This window comes from Frankia sp. AgB32 (assembly GCF_023243045.1).
Classification (GTDB): domain Bacteria; phylum Actinomycetota; class Actinomycetes; order Frankiales; family Frankiaceae; genus Frankia.
The window spans coordinates 1-17,144 of sequence record NZ_JALKFX010000068.1 but is presented as its reverse complement, the minus strand read 5'-3'; the positions used below and the strand labels follow the sequence as shown (position 1 = coordinate 17,144).

11 protein-coding genes and 1 pseudogene are annotated in these 17,144 nt (G+C 69.8%); 7 read left to right on the top strand and 5 right to left on the bottom strand.

Annotated elements, in window-relative coordinates; genetic code table 11:
- From MXD60_RS18290 to MXD60_RS18280, 3 genes and pseudogenes are all read left to right on the top strand, one after another.
- Nucleotides 1–339, top strand: a pseudogene (locus tag MXD60_RS18290) (hypothetical protein); the annotation flags it as partial.
- 87 nt (nucleotides 340–426) lie between these two features.
- A complete protein-coding gene (locus MXD60_RS18285) occupies nucleotides 427–3,144 on the top strand; it encodes a branched-chain amino acid ABC transporter permease/ATP-binding protein (RefSeq protein WP_248820530.1) in 2,718 nt (905 codons plus the stop codon).
- Nucleotides 3,141–3,869 (top strand): ABC transporter ATP-binding protein, encoded by a 729-nt coding sequence (locus MXD60_RS18280; RefSeq protein ID WP_248820529.1) that lies wholly within the window; start codon nucleotides 3,141–3,143, stop codon nucleotides 3,867–3,869. Before MXD60_RS18285 ends, MXD60_RS18280 begins: the two co-directional genes overlap by 4 nt.
- Before the next feature lie 64 nt (nucleotides 3,870–3,933).
- Here the strand turns inward: MXD60_RS18280 and MXD60_RS18275 are convergent, their stop codons facing one another.
- Nucleotides 3,934–4,629 (bottom strand): TetR/AcrR family transcriptional regulator, encoded by a 696-nt coding sequence (locus MXD60_RS18275; protein WP_248820528.1) that lies wholly within the window; start codon nucleotides 4,627–4,629, stop codon nucleotides 3,934–3,936.
- A 184-nt stretch (nucleotides 4,630–4,813) separates the two neighbouring features.
- The gene (locus MXD60_RS18270; protein WP_248820527.1) at nucleotides 4,814–6,550 is read right to left on the bottom strand and encodes a glycoside hydrolase family 3 protein; all 1,737 of its coding nucleotides are present in this window, start codon (nucleotides 6,548–6,550) and stop codon (nucleotides 4,814–4,816) included.
- A gap of 664 nt (nucleotides 6,551–7,214) precedes the next feature.
- Here MXD60_RS18270 and MXD60_RS28900 point away from each other — a divergent pair.
- Nucleotides 7,215–9,818 carry a sensor domain-containing protein gene (locus MXD60_RS28900; RefSeq protein WP_308222528.1) on the top strand — a complete coding sequence of 868 codons (2,604 nt, stop codon included), beginning with the start codon at nucleotides 7,215–7,217 and terminating at the stop codon, nucleotides 9,816–9,818.
- Here the strand turns inward: MXD60_RS28900 and MXD60_RS18250 are convergent.
- From MXD60_RS18250 to MXD60_RS18240, 3 genes are all read right to left on the bottom strand, one after another.
- The gene (locus MXD60_RS18250) at nucleotides 9,806–9,970 is read right to left on the bottom strand and encodes a hypothetical protein (RefSeq protein WP_248820526.1); all 165 of its coding nucleotides are present in this window, start codon (nucleotides 9,968–9,970) and stop codon (nucleotides 9,806–9,808) included. The genes MXD60_RS28900 and MXD60_RS18250 overlap by 13 nt on opposite strands.
- Before the next feature lie 935 nt (nucleotides 9,971–10,905).
- Nucleotides 10,906–11,766 carry a TIGR03620 family F420-dependent LLM class oxidoreductase gene (locus MXD60_RS18245; RefSeq protein WP_248820525.1) on the bottom strand — a complete coding sequence of 287 codons (861 nt, stop codon included), beginning with the start codon at nucleotides 11,764–11,766 and terminating at the stop codon, nucleotides 10,906–10,908.
- A 318-nt stretch (nucleotides 11,767–12,084) separates the two neighbouring features.
- Nucleotides 12,085–12,921: an SDR family oxidoreductase gene (locus MXD60_RS18240; RefSeq protein ID WP_248820524.1), complete on the bottom strand. Its 837-nt coding sequence runs from the start codon at nucleotides 12,919–12,921 to the stop codon at nucleotides 12,085–12,087.
- 761 nt (nucleotides 12,922–13,682) lie between these two features.
- On the opposite strand from MXD60_RS18240, the gene MXD60_RS18235 reads away from it, so the two are divergent.
- From MXD60_RS18235 to MXD60_RS18225, 3 genes are all read left to right on the top strand, one after another.
- Nucleotides 13,683–14,885: a cytochrome P450 gene (locus MXD60_RS18235; protein WP_248820523.1), complete on the top strand. Its 1,203-nt coding sequence runs from the start codon at nucleotides 13,683–13,685 to the stop codon at nucleotides 14,883–14,885.
- A gap of 88 nt (nucleotides 14,886–14,973) precedes the next feature.
- Nucleotides 14,974–15,780: an SDR family NAD(P)-dependent oxidoreductase gene (locus MXD60_RS18230; RefSeq protein WP_248820522.1), complete on the top strand. Its 807-nt coding sequence runs from the start codon at nucleotides 14,974–14,976 to the stop codon at nucleotides 15,778–15,780.
- Between the two features lie 60 nt (nucleotides 15,781–15,840).
- Nucleotides 15,841–17,007, top strand: a complete 1,167-nt coding sequence (locus tag MXD60_RS18225; RefSeq protein ID WP_248820521.1) for an Rv3169 family protein — start codon at nucleotides 15,841–15,843, stop codon at nucleotides 17,005–17,007.
- Nucleotides 17,008–17,144 lie beyond the last annotated feature (137 nt).

The following is a 17,144-nucleotide window of genomic DNA, read 5'->3' as shown; positions in this document are numbered from 1 at the left end:
GCGAAGTATGCGCCCGGCGTGGCGACCGGTGCGGCCACCTCAGCCGCCTGGTCGATCGCGGAGGTGTTCAAGGGCGCGGCGCAGGCCGCTCACCTCGGTGACAACCCCACTCCCGCTCAGGTGAGCGCCGCACTGCACGGACTGCACGGCTACACCGCCGACGGCCTTCTCCCGCCGCTGAGCTACCCGCAGGGAGCTGACCAGAACCTGGCCGCGTCGAACTGCTACTTCACCTTCACCGTCAAGGACAGCAAGTTCGCCTCGACGGATGGCGGCAAGCCGGCCTGCATCGACCAGCAGAAGCTGGCACCGCTCGTGAAGCTACTCCCCGCCAGCTGACAGCGGCCGGACCGGGCGGGGCGGCCACGCACACCTGGCCGCCCCGCTCGGGCTGCCCGCTCTCGTGAGCACGAAAGGTCTCTGACGTTGTTGCCCTTCATCATCGCCGGACTGGTGACCGGCGCGGTCTACGGGCTCGCGGGCGCTGGCTTGGTCCTGACGTACAAAACCTCGGGCGTCTTCAACTTCGCCCATGGCGCCCTCGCGACCATCGCCGCATACTCGTTCTACTTCCTGCACGTGCAGCACGGACTGCCCTGGCCGCTGGCCGCGGCCCTGATCCTGGTCGTTCTCGGCCCCCTCGGCGGCGTGGTGTTCGCCCGTTTCGCCAAGGCACTCGCTGGGGCGAGCCTCGCACTGCGGGTCACGGCGACGGTCGGTGTGCTGCTGGTGGTACAGACCGGTTTCCAGCTCCTGTACGGAACCCAGTCGCGCAAGATCCCGTCCTTCCTGCCGACGAACGTCGTCACGATCTTCGGTACCCGGGTCACCACCGAGAAAATCATCATCTTCGCGGTCGCGGTGGCGGCCACCGTCGCGCTTTCGCTGTTCTTCCGCCACGCGCGGCTGGGAATCGCGATGCGCGCCGTCGTGGACAACGCGGAGCTGCTCGACCTCGCAGGCACCAACCCCAACCGGGCCCGCCAGTGGGCGTGGGCCATCGGCATCGTCTTCGCGATGACGTCCGGCCTGCTGCTCGCCTCGTCGGTGCCGCTGGACCAGACCACGCTCACCCTGCTGGTCGTCCAGGCCTTCGGCGCCGCGGCGATGGGATCGTTCACCAGCCTGCCGCTCACCTTCCTGGGCGGGCTGGCTATCGGACTGCTCGGCTCACTGGGCACGAAGTACTTCACCACCGGCTTCCTGGCCCAGGTGCCGGCCAGCCTGCCGTTCATCGTCCTGTTCGGAGTCCTGCTGCTCTTCCCGAAGGGGTGGCTGCGGTCCCGCATCCCGAGCACGCCCGACCGCCGGCCGGACTGGGTTACCCCGCCGGCGCTGCAGGCGGGCGTGGGCGTCGCGATTCTCGTCGTCCTCGCGCTGGCGCCGACGTTCGTGGGCTTCCACCTCGGCGACTGGACGGTCACCCTCACCACGGTGATGCTCTTCCTGTCGCTCGGGCTGCTGGTGCGTACCTCCGGACAGGTGTCGCTGTGCCACGTCGCGTTCACCGCGATCGGAGCCGCAGCGTTCTCGCACCTGGCTGTCGATCATCACTGGCCCTGGTTGTTGGCGCTCGCCGTGACCGGGCTGGTGGCCGTTCCTGTCGGCGCCCTGCTGGCGATCCCGGCGACCCGGCACGGTGGCCTCTACCTGGCTCTCGCCACCCTGGGGTTCGGCATCGCGGTGCAGCAGCTCTTCTACACGAAGAGCTTCATGTTCGGCGAGCTCAACCTAGGGCTGTCGATGCCCCGTCCGGCGCTGTGGGGCCTCGACTCGGACAAGGGCTTTTACTACGTCTGCCTCGTCCTGACCGCGCTGACCGCCGTCGGGATCATCGCCCTGGACCGCGGCCGGCTCGGCCGGCTGCTGCGCGGGATGGCCGATTCGCCCGTCGCGCTCGCCACCCACGGGGTCTCGGTGAACACCACCCGAGTCCTGGTCTTCTGCCTGTCGGCCTTCATCGCCGCGATCTCGGGTGCCCTGGCCGGGATGGCGCAGATCACCGTGGCGGCTGACAACTACCAGCCGCTGATGTCGCTGACGTATCTCACCCTCGTCGTCGTCACGACCGGCTCCGAGCCCTGGTACGCCATGCAGGCCGCGGTAGCCCTGACACTGGTCCCGTCCTACATCACACTGGGTAACATCGGGGAGTACATCACGCTCCTCACGAGCGTCACAGTGATTGTCTACGCGCTGACCCCGGCCTCGAAACGCGCCGTGCCGTCCTGGCTGCGAGGCGGGCTGGACCGCGTGTTCAGGGGCGGGCGAGCCGGCCGCGCCGGGCGGCAACCGACGGTGGCCGTGCGGTCCACTGCGACCGCGGCGGAGGTTCAGCCGTTGTCGCTGACCCTGGAGGGGCTCCGGGTGCAGTTCGGTGGCCTGGTCGCGGTCGACGATGTCGATCTCGTGGCCCGTACCGGGACCATCACCGGGCTCATCGGTCCCAATGGCGCGGGCAAGACCTCGACGTTCAACGCGATCTCCGGGCTGGTGCGCCCCACTCGCGGAGCCCTCAAGCTCAACGTCGCGGACGTGACGCGGCGCGGCCCGGCGGCCCGGGCCCGCCGCGGGCTCGGGCGGACGTTCCAGATCATGGAACTGTTCGACACGATGACCGTCCGGCAGAACGTCGCCCTCGGCCTGGAGGCCGGACTGGCCGGCGGCAACCCGCTGCGCCAGCTCGTGCCCCGGCGTTCCGACGCCGGCCGGGTGCGCGCCGCGGCCGCCCACGCGCTGGACCTGGTCGACCTGGTCGACCTGGCCGATCGGCAGGTGGGAACACTCTCCACCGGGCAGCGGCGGCTCGTCGAGCTCGCTCGTTGCCTGGCCGGAGACTTCCGGATTCTGCTGCTGGATGAGCCCTCGTCCGGTCTCGACCGGGCGGAGACCGCTCGGTTTGGCGAGATCCTCCGCCAGGTGGTGCGTGAACGCGGCGTGGGCATTCTGCTCGTCGAACACGACATGGCCCTCGTGAGTGAGGTCTGCGACGAGCTTTACGTGCTCGACTTCGGAAAGCTGCTTGTCTCCGGTCCCACAGCCGAGGTGCTGTCCTCCGACGCCGTGCGCGCGGCCTATCTGGGCGGGGACGCCGAGAGCACGCAGGCGACGGCATCGCAATCAGTGAGGGAGGTCCAGTCGTGACCGGTCCGCAGTTGCGGTTGGAGGGTGTCAGCGCGGGTTACGACCGCTCGACGGTGTTGCGCGACATCGACCTGGAGATCCCCGGTGCGTCGGTGGTGGCCCTGCTGGGCTCCAACGGCGCCGGGAAGACGACGCTCCTGCGGGTGGCCTCCGGGCTCATGCGCACGAGTGCCGGCCGTGTTCTGGTCGGCGGCCAGGATGTCACCCGCGCCGCGCCGAGCGCTCGTCGCCGCCACGGGGTATGTCTGATTCCGGAAGGCCGCGGAATCTTTCGTTCGCTGACCGTCCGCGAGAACCTCCTCCTCCAGATCCCGCCGTGGGAGAAGGACACGTCCCTCGACGCAGCGCTGGACATGTTCCCCGCGCTCAGGACCCGCCTCGGCGACACCGCGGGCCGGCTGTCGGGTGGCCAGCAGCAGATGGTCGCCCTCTCCCGCGCCTTCTTCGGATCGCCCTCGCTCGTGATGCTCGACGAGGTCTCCATGGGCCTGGCGCCGATCGTGATCGATGAGATCTTCGAGGCGCTGCGCACCCTGGCCGCTCGTGGCACCGCGCTGCTGATCGTCGAGCAGTACGTGAACCGGGCGCTCGCCGTGGCGGACACGGTGTACATGATCGGCCACGGCCGCATCACGTACCAGGGCAGCGCGGCGGAGCTGGATCAGGCTGACGTGTTGCGCCACTATCTCAGTCACGATCTCGCGACCGCCCCCGGCTCGGCCTGAGTTCGTCAGGTGTGGTCGAGCCGAATCGCCGGCCAGGCGACTGGTCGGCGAGGCTCGGGCTTCCTCAGCCCCGCGGGTTCTGCCCTAGCTGCCGCGCGCACCCGCCGATGATTGTCTCGAGGTAGAAGTCGAGACTGCCCTGTCCGAGATCCCGGACCTCGGAGTACACGCGACGAATGGCGGGCATCGCCTCGTCGGGCAGCTCGCCGAGCACACGTCTGATCTCGGCGTAGGTAGGATGCTCGCCGAATCGTTCGGCGAGGAGCGCGGACCGTGCGTGGTCGAAGACAGCCGCGCAGATGAGGGTAAGCGCACGGGCCGCGGCGTCGACGTCGAACCCCGCGTCGAGTAGTGCCTGGAGCAGCTGGTCCGCGGGGACGAGGACACCGGCGCCGGGGAGCCGGTTGACGTACAGGGACAGCGAGCTGTTGCGCAGCGCGTCCCGAAGGCTCGTGGCGAAGACGCGGATCGCTTCGGGCCAGTCGTCGAGCGGCAGAACGAGGTGTTCGAGTTCGGCGACCAGGGACCGTTCGGCGACCAGCGTGAGCAACTCGTCCCGGCCCGGGACGTAGTAGTTGATGGCCTTGCGGTCCACGCCGAGCCGGTCGGCCACGGCCTGCAGGGTCAGGGCCTCCGGTTCGAACTCGGCGGCGGTCGTGATGATGCGCTCGCGACTCAGCCGCGGCGGCCGCCCCGGACCGCGCCGATCAGTGGCGCGTGGCTTCGCGTGGCCATCGGCAGCAGGAGATGATGTGGTCACGTGGGTGCGCTCCTCGCGAACTGTGGGCCGGACCGCGGCGTGACAGGACCAGACGAGGTGCTCCGAAGTCAACGACCTGCGAGTCCGAAGGTGCCAGTCAGGCCCGCCGGCCGCTCGCAACGGCCCGCGCGCACCCGGGGATGCGCCGCCAGCCGGACGCCGCGGCGACACCCCTGCCAGTCTGTCAGGCGTACCGCAGGCCGAATCCGAAACGGAACGTTGGGTCCGCCGTGTCAAAGGGTACGTCGGAGTGGCTGGCCTCGACCGCGGCCATCGAGGGGGGAATGTCGAAGGGCAGCCGTCCCTGCGGCGCTGCCTCCCCGAAGAGGACCTTGACGAACGCCTCCGGCGAGGCTCCGAAGTTGGCGATCAGTGACGCTGCCGCTTCGGCGATATCCGCCAGAATCGCGGGTCGTTCGAGATAGATGTCGACCACGGTGGGGGTCGTCCGGCAGATCGCCTGGATACGGGCCACCTCGGCGGCGGGGAACGCCAACGAGCCGGCGTGGAAGAACGTCTCGTAGGTGCCTGCCTCGCCCCGCTGCTCCCACGGAGCGACGAGCCGCAGGACGGCGACGTCGGCCTGGTCCGGAGTGGCGACGACCTGTGCGCGGTCGCCGATCTCCTCGGCCGCAAGCCCCTCGATGTAGAGGCGTGGCGAACCGCGCAGGGGGAGGCTGCCGGGGCCGTCCTCGGCGTTCTTGAGCAGCGTGTGCGCGGCGGCCTGCGCCGCCACGCCAGCCGCCCGCGCCTCAGGGCCGCCCACCAGCGTCTCAGCCTTGCCCACGTCGACGAACGGCGCCTCGAAGAGACCAAGCCTGAACTTCTCGCGGAGCAGCCGTCGTACCGAGATGTCGATACGCTTCTCGCTGACAGTGCCATTGGTGACCAGCGCAAGGAGTGTATCGGCGTCGTCCTCGCCGCCGAACTGGTCAATTCCTGCGTCCAGAGCCTTTACCATGCGCTCCTCGTGGCTCAGGTGCTCCACGCCCCAATAGGTATGGGAAATGATTCCCCAGTCGGTGCAGACAATGCCGTCAAATCCGAGCTGCTCGCGGAGCAGGCCCGTCACGATCCCCTTGTTGAAGCTGAAGCCGACTTCCTCGTAGGCCGTGCCGACCGGAATCCCGTAGTACGGCATGATCTGCGAGACCCCGGCGGCGATGACCGCTCTGAACGGCTCGAGATGGAGATCGAACTGGCCGCCGGGATAGACCTGCTCCCGCCCGTAGGGGAAGTGCGGGTCCTCGCCGTCCCGCTGCGGGCCGCCGCCGGGGAAGTGCTTGGCCATCGCCGAGACCGAGTGCGTTCCGACCTGGTCACCCTGCAGGCCCCGTACGTAGGCGACACCCAGCCGGGCGACCAGCCCGGCGTCGGCCCCGAAGGTGCCGGCGGTGCGGGCCCAGCGCGGCTCGGTCGCGAGATCGACCTGGGGATGCAGTGCGGTGCGGATGCCGACCGCCAGGTACTCCCGGCGGGTGACGTCGGCGAACTGCTCCACGAGTTCCTCCGAACCGACGGCCGCGAAGCCGAGCGGCTCGGGCCACTGTGAGAAGGGGCCCGCCAGCAGCGCCATCGCCGGGTTGTTGGTGAAGGAGTGCCGAGGATCGCTGGAGATGGTGACCGGGATGCCCAGGGGGTGTTGAAGGGCACGTAGCTGTATGGCGTTGTGCCATTGCGCGATCTCTCGCGCGGACGGTACGAACAGGATATTGTAGTGGTTGATACGACGGTCTAGCAACGTGCGCATAGGGGGCTTGCCGAATGGCCCCGGCTCGTCGATCCCGCCGATCTGTGCCATTGGTTGGAACAGTAGTCCGGCCTTGTCTTTGACCTCCATCCGTGAGAGCAGATCGTCGACGCGCTGGTCGATGTCCAGCGTGGCGTCCATATACGGGAACCGCGCGGAGGTGTCGGTCACGGTGTCCTCTCCTCACTGGAGCCGGCGGGCGTTACCGGCGGCGCCTGACCGGGCCCCGACGGTCGATCACCACGGCACGGGTGTCGGCCGGTCCGCGGAGGTCCGTGCCCCCGCGCGGGGCGCCTTGACGCGGGGCCAGTGGGGTGGCCACTGACACGCAAGGCTCAACGCTGTGGCGCGGCTGGGCCGTATGACCTCGGCGTGCTCATCGCGTCTGATCCCTGACGTAATATTTCCCGTGTGGGAAATAATGACACCAGGGGCAGGACACGGTCAAATACGTGTCCCTGGGCCCGCCGATCGGACCGGCGGGCACGGCGGTCGTCGGCCCAGTGCCGGTCGAGCGAACGCGGCCCCACGTTCCCAACCTTCCGCGACGAGCTCATCGCGGTCCGTCTGTCCCGACGTCGGTGGCAGCCGACCTTGGCATGGGCGGGAATGCTCATCAGGTCCTCGGTCGGGCGTTCATGCCGAGCTTCGATGACGAACTGGTGTTCGTGTAAGTAAGGACCCCGGCCGGCGGAGAGGTCCGGCGAGGCGGTCCCCGGCGAGCACGTCCAGGCGGTGGCCGTCCTCAGCGTCGGTGCGCTGTCCTCGCCGGGCGTGATCTCCCGTTATCGGGGGTGACCAGTGGGTGGCCGGGTACGGGTAGAAGTGCGACGGCGTGCTGCGGGGCGACGGCGTGAAGGGGATCGTGGCTGACGGGGTGGTGGGGGTGTTGCGACCAGACGGCCCAGGGGATCTGGTCCTCGATCTGTTCGACCGGATGGATTTCGGGCTGGCGATCGTCGATGCCGTCGACCACCGGGTGCGCAGGGTGAACCCCGCCGCCTGCCGGATCCTCGACCGTGACTGCGCGGAACTTGTCGGGCTCAGCTGGGACCGGCTGGTGCGCCCGGCCGACCCGCAGGCGCCGAGCGCCGAATCGCGGATCGTCTCGAGGACGGGCCAGGAGGAGATCATCCGGCTTGTCCGGCCGGACCATTCGCCGGTCCATGTCCTGGTGACATCCAAGACCGTCATCGACGCACCCGGCGAATCGCGCCTTCTCGTTCAGTTCCAGGACATCACCCAGGAAGTCGACTCCTACCACCGGCTCATGCTCGTACTGGAGAACATGGACGTCGCCCTGACCTTGATCGATCGAGATGGCCGCCTGATCGTGAGCGAGGGCCCAACGAAGGTCGAATACGCGTCATCTCGGGAGCTGGCGCAGCGGACCTCTGTCTTCGAGGCATATGCGGACTACCCTGGCCCGCTCCACCTGGCGCGCAGGGCGCTGGGCGGAGAGCCGGGCTTCGGCGTCTTCACGATCGGCCCCCGGTGGGTCGAGGTGCACGCGAGGCCCGCCATCGGCGCCGACGGCACCGTGGACTCGGTGGCGATCGTCACCACCGACGTGACCCGCCGCGAAGCGGCCCTGGCCCAGCTGCACGCGCGGTCCACCGAGCAGGAGATCGTCGCCGAGCTCGGCCGGTACGCGCTGGACGATCCCAACCCGCGGCGCGTGTGGAGCCGGGCCGTGCGCGCGATCAGGGACGAACTGCGAGCCGACCGCGTGACCATCCGACAGGTGGCTCCGGAGCCTGGCCACAAGCCCATCATCATCAGTGCCACCGCGGGTCCGCCGGGCACCGCCTCGTCGCCGCGCGGCCGGGGTGGCGGCGCGGGCGCTCGTGACGGCCCAGCCGGGTCCGGGGCAGATGCGGGCGGCTGTGGCTCGCCGTTCTCGAGACCGATCGGCCGGCCCGACGGGCCCGCCGCGCTGCTGACGGTCGAGCGTGCCACCGCAGGGATGCTTCTTGACCATGAGGTGGAGTTCCTGGAGGCGGTCGCGACCGTGCTGGCCGCCGCCGACGCACGGTTCCAGGCCGAAGGACGAGTACGTCACCAGGCGGTCCACGACGGACTGACCGGGCTGCCGAACAGAACTGCCCTGCTCGACTACCTGAGCCGTGCGCTGAGCCGCGCGCGACCGGGACGAAGCGCCGGACTGCTGTTCATCGACCTGGACGGCTTCAAGACCATCAACGACTCCCTGGGTCACCAGGCCGGCGACCATCTGCTGCGCGAGGTCGCTGACCGGCTCCGTGATTCCGTCCGCCCCAGGGACCTCGTCGCCCGTCTCGCCGGGGACGAGTTCGCCGTCCTGTGCGACAACGTCCGCGCCCCTGTCGAGGTCCAGGGCGTTGCGAACCGGATCGCCACCCGGCTTGCCGTCCCGATGGTCCTCGCCGACCGCACCGTCATCGTCACCGCCAGCATCGGGATCGCCCTCTCGGACACGGCATCACTCGGCGACTCGGCATCACTCGGCGACTCGGCGCCGCCCGACGGCGCGGAGCTCAGGACGGCCCCGGACCTTCCGATGGGCGCGGGCCTACCGGGTGACGCTGACGGCCCGCTGGGGCCAGCCGACGCCCTCCTGCGCGCCGCGGACCTCGCCATGTACGCAGCCAAGCGGGAGGGCCGCGGCCGCTACGTGCGCTTCGACGACACCATGCGCTCGGACTTCCTGCTCCATCGCGGTGTCGAACACGACCTGCGCAGCGCGATGACCGGCGACGAGCTGCGGCTCCACTACCGGCCCCTCATGACGGCGGCCGGCGACACCGTCGGCGCGGAAGCGGTGATCCGGTGGCATCATCCCGCCCGAGGGCTGCTCATGCCCGAGGCGTTCATCCCGATCGCGGAGAAAGCCGGGCTGATTGTCGCGATCGGCCAATGGGCTTTGGAAACAGGCTGCCGCGAGGCCAGCCACTGGGGGCCGCGCCCGCCGGACGCACCCACCCCGCGCCTCCTGGTCGGCGTCTCGGTCCACCAACTGCGCGACGGGGACTTCGCGGCGCGCCTCGCGACGATCCTCACCACCACAGGCGCCGGTCACCGCTACCGGCTCTGCCTCGAGATCAGCGCGCAGGCGCTCGCCCGGGACAACACCGGGTTACGCGCGACCCTGGACCTCCTGCACGGGATGGGAGTCACGTTCTGCCTCGGCGGGTTCGGCGCCGGGCATTCCGGCATCGACCAGCTGCGCGACCTCCCGATCGACAGCGTGAAGACCGACCGGCGGCTCACCGAGGGCTTCCTGACCAACCCCGCCGACCATGCCATCCTCGCCGCTGTCATCCAGCTCGCCCACGCCCTCGGTCTCCGCGTGATCGCCGACGGCGTCGAGACCGTCGACCAGCTGACCGGGCTCGACGGTCTCGGCTGCGACCTCTTCCAGGCCCGCGACACCGCCCGCCCACGCACCTACCAGCGTTGACCCCCGCCCCCCCGGACCCGCACGACCGACGGCCGGGCCAGTGGCAGCTCGTCGTCGTCGGCTGAAAGGTGCTGCGCACCCGGCCCAAAACCGAGGCGGGAATCCGCGAGGTGGTTCTTGACGACCTCACCGTCGGCGAGTTCTACCGCCACCGGGAACGCCAACGCGACGAACGCCGCGCCATGGGGCTCGCCTGGGCCCCACCGGGCCGGTGTTCACCACCCTCGCCGGCGACGAGCTACACCCCGCGAAGTTTTCACCGAGTTCCAGGACCCTCATCGTCCTGGCCGGGTTGCCCCCGGCCCGCATTCACGACGGCTGACACGCCGCCGCGACCTTCATGCACGGCGGGGGAGCGGACCTGAAGGACATCCAGGAGACCCTCGCCCACTGCTCGATCGAGGTGACCGCCAACCTGGACACCTCGGTCCTCGACGAACGAGCCCGGGAGGCTGCGGAGGGAGCCGCCCGGCTCGTCCCCCGCAGACCGAGATCGGAGCCCGCGCACACCCCGCGCACACCAGGTATGGAACAAGGAAGGCGCGGAGTGTCAAAAACGCACGTCAAGCATGGTGCGCTCGGAGGGAATCGAACCCTCAACCTTCTGATCCGTAGGCCGGCACCCTTCGCTTCGGCAGTTCTAGGGATGGGCCTGCCGGACGGCGACCTTCGCTGAGAGGACCGGCTTCTTCGGCGATGTTCCCCGGGCCGACTTCACCACGCCCATCGGGGGGCCCGTGCGATAGCCCATCCGGTACGCGTCCCGGTCTCCCATTTGACGAGCTGCCCTACCAGCGCGGGCTGGCGCAGGTCAGCGGCCTGCTGGCACCGCCCAAGAACAGCCCTTGATACCTCCAGGTATCAAGGGACAGTCAAGGCGGCGGTGGAAGGACGGCGTCGAGCGGTCCGCTGTAGGCCCCCACAGATCTTCCAAGCGGCGATGTGTCACCAGGGGGGCCGCGTACGTCAAACAGTTCGCGGAGCCGTGAGATTCGAGAACTGGTGCGGTCCCGCCATTCGGCTGGTTCCCTTCGATCCGCAGCCTGCAAGATCCGCCGACGCTTCGCTCGGCCCGGGCGGTGCTTGCCTACGCCAGCGCGGCGGCCAGCCGGCGCCACTGCGCGCGCGGGAACGCGTTCTGGTCCGCGGTGAGAACCTGGAGGGTGACCTGGTCGGCACCGGCCGCGTGGTGCTCGGCCACCCGGCGCCGCACGGCCTCCTCGTCACCCCAGGCGATCATCGCGTCGAACACGCGGTCGCTCGCCGACGCCACCTCGTCGGGCTCGAAGCCGAGCCGGATCAGGCTGTTGGCGTAGTTCGGCAGCGACAGGTAGCCGCGCAGCCAGCCACCGGCGACGGCGTGCGCCTCGTCCCTGTCCGCGCACAGCACGACGGTCTGCTCCGGGACGACCAGCGGGCCGTCGCCCACGGCCTCGCGTGCGATCCGGGTGTGGGCCGGGGTGACCAGGTAGGGGTGCACGCCGCGGGCCCGCTTCGCGGCGAGCTCCAGCATCCGGGGCCCCAGCGCCGCGAGGACCCGCCGGTCCGTGGGGATCGGGGCCGGCGCGGCGTCGACGCCGTCCAGGAAGGCCGCCATCGCCGACAGCGGGCGCCGGTAGCGCCCCGCATCCGCCCGGTCGACGGCGATCGCGTGGCTGACGCCGATGCCCAGCAACAGCCGGTCCCCATGGGTGGCGACGACCTGCGCGTAGGCGGCGGCCGCCTGCGCGGGCTCGTAGTTCCACAGGTTCAGCACACCGGTCGCCACGACGACCCGCCGGGTGGCGGCGAGCACCTTCCCGGCGGCCTCGAACGTGTCACCGCCCATGTCCGGGATCCACAGCGCGCCGAAGCCCAGCTGCTCCAGCTCGGCGGCGGCCTCGGCGGCCTCCCCCGGGTCGCCGTACCGCAACTCCTGGCTCCACACGCCGACGCCGGAGATCTCCATACCCTGTCCTCCAAGTAGGCGCGGCGCCGCGAGCCACGGCCTGCAGCCGGTCGCGACGCCGCGCGATGTCAGTCCGCGGGGTCAGCCCCGCGCGCGCATCGTCCGCTCCGCCGCGGCGAACAGGTCGGGGTAGCGCTTCGTCCGCGCCGGCCTTCGCCGCGCAGTAGGCGGCGACCCCGCGGCCCGGCTGGATGGCGTTGAGGCTCGCGACCGTGACGATCGAGCCGCCCCGGCCCGCCTCGCGCAGGGCCCGGCCGCCGTTCTTGATGGTAAGGAAGGCTGACACATTCGGACAGTCCTGTCTCCGGCGCCCGCGCGTCAGGCCGGGCGCGGGGCCCATGCGGCGTGCCGTGCCGACGCGACCGAACCCCCGTCCACCAGCAGATCCGCGCCGGTGATGAACGACGCCCCCGGGCCCAGCAGGAACAGTGCGGCGTCGGCGACGTCGTCCGGTGTCCCGACCCGGCCCGCCGGGGCCTCCTCGAAGGTCGCGCGGACGCCCGCGCCCCACGGTCCGGAGATCTCCAGGCGCCCCATCGGGGTGGAGATGACTCCCGGGCTGATCGAGTTCACCCGGGCGTCCCGGCGGCCCCAGGCCAGAGCGGCGGCCTGCGTCCGCAGGATCGTCCCGACCTTCGCCACGCAGTAGGCGGTGACAGAGTCGGTGATCTGCTTGCTGGACAGCGACGGGAGGTCCAGCAGCCGCGCCGCCGGGGTGACGGCCAGCGCGCGCCGGACGTCGTCCGGCAGCGGCTGCCCGAGGTGGCCGGCCGTGCTGGAGACAACGACGCCCGCGCCGCCCGGGGCGACGACCCGCTCGAACGCGTCGAGGACGTGCGCGGTGCCGAGCAGGTCGACCCGGATGATCGCCGCCGGCGCGGCCTGCGCCATCGACAGGCCGGCGCTGTGCGCGACCTGGGTGACCCGGCCGAGCCCCGCCGCGGTCGCTGCGAGCGACGCGACGGACGCCTCGTCGCCGATGTCGACCGGTTCGGCGACCACCTCGTGGCCCTCGTCGCTCAAGGCGTCGGCGAGCCCGGTAAGCGTGTCCTTGTTGGCGTCGGCGAGCAGCAGGGCCCTGCCTGAGCCGAGGCGGCGGGCGATCGCCGCCCCCATGCCACCCACGCCGACGACAACGGCGACGTCTCTGCTCACCACATGACTCCCGTCCCAGGGACCGGTCCCGGTGCGGGTACCGGTGGCGTACCCGGGCGCCGAGGCGACGCTCCCGCTCAGCCCGATTTTTCCCATAAGACCACGTCTCGACAGGAGATGCGCCATCTCCCGTCGATGCAACAGTGCCTGCGCGTGCACGACCTCCGCCACACGTTCCTTCTCAGCCTGGCGGGCCGGGACTTCAGGCCGGCCGGCTGACGAGGTCGGCGACCGCGCGGGTAGGACCCGGCACAGGCGAAGCAGACGAAAGGCCTGCCGACCCGCGGGCTCCTGCTCGCCGAAGCCGCCGGACGCCCGGTGAAGACCATCGACGGCGTGGCCGAGGTGACCGAGTCCGCCGGCCTCGTCGCCGAACCACGCGGTACCGCCATCGCACCCACCCTCGACGTCATCACCCGCTGGAACCCGACCACCTGAACCAGCGCCGTCGCGTTCGGAGAATCCGACGCGGGACTGCCCGGCCCCCGACGGCGTCGGTGCACGTTCAGTGGCAACGGAGCGTCAGCGGATAAGGGCGGTGGCAACGGAGGGCCTGCATGCGGTTCTTCCGCACACGCCTCACCGACGTCTCGCTGAGCTAACACGTACACCAGTTCGTCATCGAGTCTCGGTATGAGCACCCGACCGAGGACCCCGGTGCGCCGGGATCTTGGCTGCTCGCGAGGAGTCGCCCCGGCGACCCGGCTACTGTTATGGTCAATATTGATGTCGACTGTGAAATTATGGGAAAGGTCCATCACATGACGGCGGTGGCGACGGATCGCAACGTCAACGTCCTCGATCCGCAGTTCTACGTCGATCCCTGGAACGCCTACCGCTGGCTGCGCGATGAGGCCCCGGTCTACTGGGACCCGATCCAGAAGATCTGGGCGATCTCGCGCTACGAGGACGTCCGCGCCATCGAGAAGGACGGCGCTCGGTATTCGTCCTCCCTGGGCTCGCGACCGCACATCGACCAGGCTGCCGACAACTCGATGATCAACCTGGATGATCCGGGGCACCAGGCCCAGCGAGCCCTCGTCGTGCCCCGGTTCACGCCGCGGGCGATGCGCGGCCATGCCGACCACGTCCGCGAGGTCGTCACGCGCATCCTCGACGACGTCGTGACGCTGGGCGAGTGCGAGGCGATCGACGCGATCGCGTCCCCGCTTCCCGCGATCGTGGTCGGTGACCTCCTCGGCTACCCCCGCGAGCTATGGGAGAGCGTCCGCGACTGGTCCGAAAAGGTGATGCTGCTGGCTGGCCAGACCTCGCCAGACGGTCCGCCGCACGCCACTCATCCGGACCTCATCCCGGTCATGACCGAGTTCTCCGAGGTTACCGTCGCCCTGATCGAGGCGCGGCGAGCGGAGCCCCGGGATGACCTCATCTCGATCTGGACCCACAGCGACGGCTGGGATGTCAAGCGTGTCCTGGAGGAGACGATCCTCGTTCTCAACGGTGGTGCGGAGACGACCCGCACCGTCATCGGCTCGATGATCCGTGAGCTCGCCCTGCGGCCGGACCAGCGCCAGCTCCTGCTGGAACGGCCTGAGCTGCTGGCGGACTCCGCTGTCGAGGAGTTCATCCGGTGGGTCTCGCCGGTGCTGAACATGCGACGTACGGCAACCGTGGATCATGAGTTCCAGGGCCAGCACATCCGGGCGGGGGATGAGATCCTGCTCATGTACGGTGCGGCCAACCGCGACCCCCGCATGTTCCCCGACGCCGACACGTTCGACGTGACCCGCTCGCAGAACCACCATGTCGCGTTCGGGTTCGGCACGCACGTCTGCCTCGGCGCGCACCTCGCCCGGCTCGAGATTCGGATCATGTTCGAGGAGCTGCTACGCCGGATGCCGGACTGGGATCTCGTCGATCCCGACGAACCGAAGATCGTGCCGGCCAGTTTCGCCCGAGCCTATGACCGCATTCGGATCCGGTTCACCCCGAGTCACAGCTGACCCGGGCGCGAGCCGTCCCAGGCACCGTGACGGCGTCGCCTCGCGGGACCCGCGAGGCGACGCCCGCCCTCATAATCATGGAGAACGCATGTCGCATCCCTACAGCTCTGCCGGCAGGCGTGTCGTCCCTCTGGAGGAGAGGTCGGCGATCGTCACCGGAGGTGCCGGGGGGCTCGGCGGTGCCGCCGTGCGGCACCTGGTGAGTCTCGGCGTCGGGGTGGCGGTCTTCGACCGGGACGGCGCGGGCGCGCAGGCGCTGGCGGCGGAGCTCGGCGACCGAGTAAGGGCCGTGGCGGGGGACGTCACCGACGAGGGCGACGTGCGTCGGGCCATCGACGCCGCGCGGTCGCTGGGTGCATTCTCGATCGTGGTCAACGTCGCGGGCGGTGGCAACCGGCCGACCCGCACGGTGGCCCGCGACGGCACCCCGCACGGGATGGACGTGTTCGTCTCCACCGTGAGCAAGAATGTCTTCGGCACGTTTAATGTGACCAGGCTCGCGGCGGCCGCGATGGCGGGCAATGACCCGGACGAGGACGGCCAGCGCGGTGTCGTGGTGAACGTCGCCTCGGTTGCCGGTTACGAGGGGCAGGCCGGGCAGGTCCCGTACGCCGCGGCGAAGGCGGCGATCCTAGGCATGAGCCTTCCGCTCGCCCGTGACCTCGCGGCGCTGGGAATACGCGTCTGCGCGATCGCCCCGGGAACCATGGGCACGGACATCATGCTGGGCGCCTCGCAGGAGCTTCGGGAGAGCCTCGAGTCGACCATCGTGTTCCCCAGGCGTATGGGTCGGCCGGCCGAGTTCGCGCTGCTGGTCGAATCGATCATTCGGAATTCCTACCTCAACGGCGAGAACATCAGGATTGACGCGGCCCAACGGCTTCCGCCGAAGTGACTGTGGCGCGGGATGCGGACCTGCGCGGACGTGGCTCTGATGTAGTACGAAAGGACTTTCATGGCAATCAGGGACATCGGCGCACTGCGCGCCGCGGACGAGGGCCTGAACCACCAGATCATCGATACCTTCGCCACCGTCTCGGAGACAGACCTGGCGTGGACCGAGAAGATCTGGGGCTCGATCGCTCGCATCGACGGCGGCCTGCAAATCGATTTCGGGCTCGGCCGCTATCATAACCGCGGCATCATCGACGGCTTCGCGGGTATTTCCCGTGGCCGTGAGCAGTGGACGGTCCGCGGCAGCCGCGAACTGCGCGCGGCCCCCGACGACACCGGGATTGGACCGATCCACTACGAGATCGTCGAGCCACTGAACCGGGTGCGGTTCCGGCTGGAACCGAACGACCTCCAGCCCGTCTCCTTCGACATCGAGCTGTCCGGCGTCACCCCGCCGTTCTTCGAGGACCGCAACCTCGTCCGCAGTCGTACGACCGGCCGTATCGACGTCAACGTCATTCGCTACCACCAGGGCGGCTGGGCTTCAGGAACAGTCACCGTCGACGGGGAGACGCACGAGGTGCGGCCCGAGGAGTGGTTCGGTTTCCGGGATCACTCCTGGGGCGTCCGGCAGGGCGTCGGGCTACCGCCGACCGACCTGATCAGCCCCCCGCCGCGGACGTCGAACGGCGCGGGCCGCGGCGCCATGAAGTGGACCCCGGCCTTCCTGCGGCGACCCGACGGCAGCTACTACGAGACCGCGATCTTCGCTGCCGAGGGGGTGTGGGGCTACAGCTCGGCGTACATCAACGAGCAGGACGGCCGGCAGACCCGCGTGCGGGCGGTCGAACCCCACCTCAGCTACGACCCCCGGACCAGGTTCGTCACCGGTGGCGAGCTGCACCTGACCATGGAGTCGGGCGAGCAGCGGGTCCTCGAGATCGACGTCCCGGGTGCCTCTGGGTTCCACCTCAAGACCGCCAACTACGGCGAGTGGAACGGCCACCTGCACGGCAGTTGGCTGGGCAAGCTCCACCTCGACGGCGAGTACATCGCCGACTGCTGGGATGACGAGCACCTACGGACCCTCGGTCAGCTCCGGGACACGCCCATCCGGGTCCGCGAAGGCGACGCGGTCGGGTACGGAATCCTGGAGAGCATCATCAGCGGCGAGTGGCCGGAGCTGGGGCTCGCCGCCGAGTCCGACCACCGGGTGTCCTTCGCGTAGAGAGCACGGCACCAGGTACTCCGCACTCCAGTACGTACGTACTCCAGCCCGCACTCCACATCACGTACCCCACGACCTCGGACTGCGCGGCGCGCGCCCCCCCGTGCCGGTGGAGTATAACACACAGAACGAGCCCG

Bases quoted from the DNA above. Each gene is read 5' to 3' on its own strand.
- MXD60_RS18245 (WP_248820525.1), bottom strand. From the start codon at position 11,766: ATGGAGATCTCCGGCGTCGGCGTGTGGAGCCAGGAGTTGCGGTACGGC.
- MXD60_RS18235 (WP_248820523.1), top strand. From the start codon at position 13,683: ATGACGGCGGTGGCGACGGATCGCAACGTCAACGTCCTCGATCCGCAG.
- MXD60_RS18230 (WP_248820522.1), top strand. From the start codon at position 14,974: ATGTCGCATCCCTACAGCTCTGCCGGCAGGCGTGTCGTCCCTCTGGAG.
- MXD60_RS18225 (WP_248820521.1), top strand. From the start codon at position 15,841: ATGGCAATCAGGGACATCGGCGCACTGCGCGCCGCGGACGAGGGCCTG.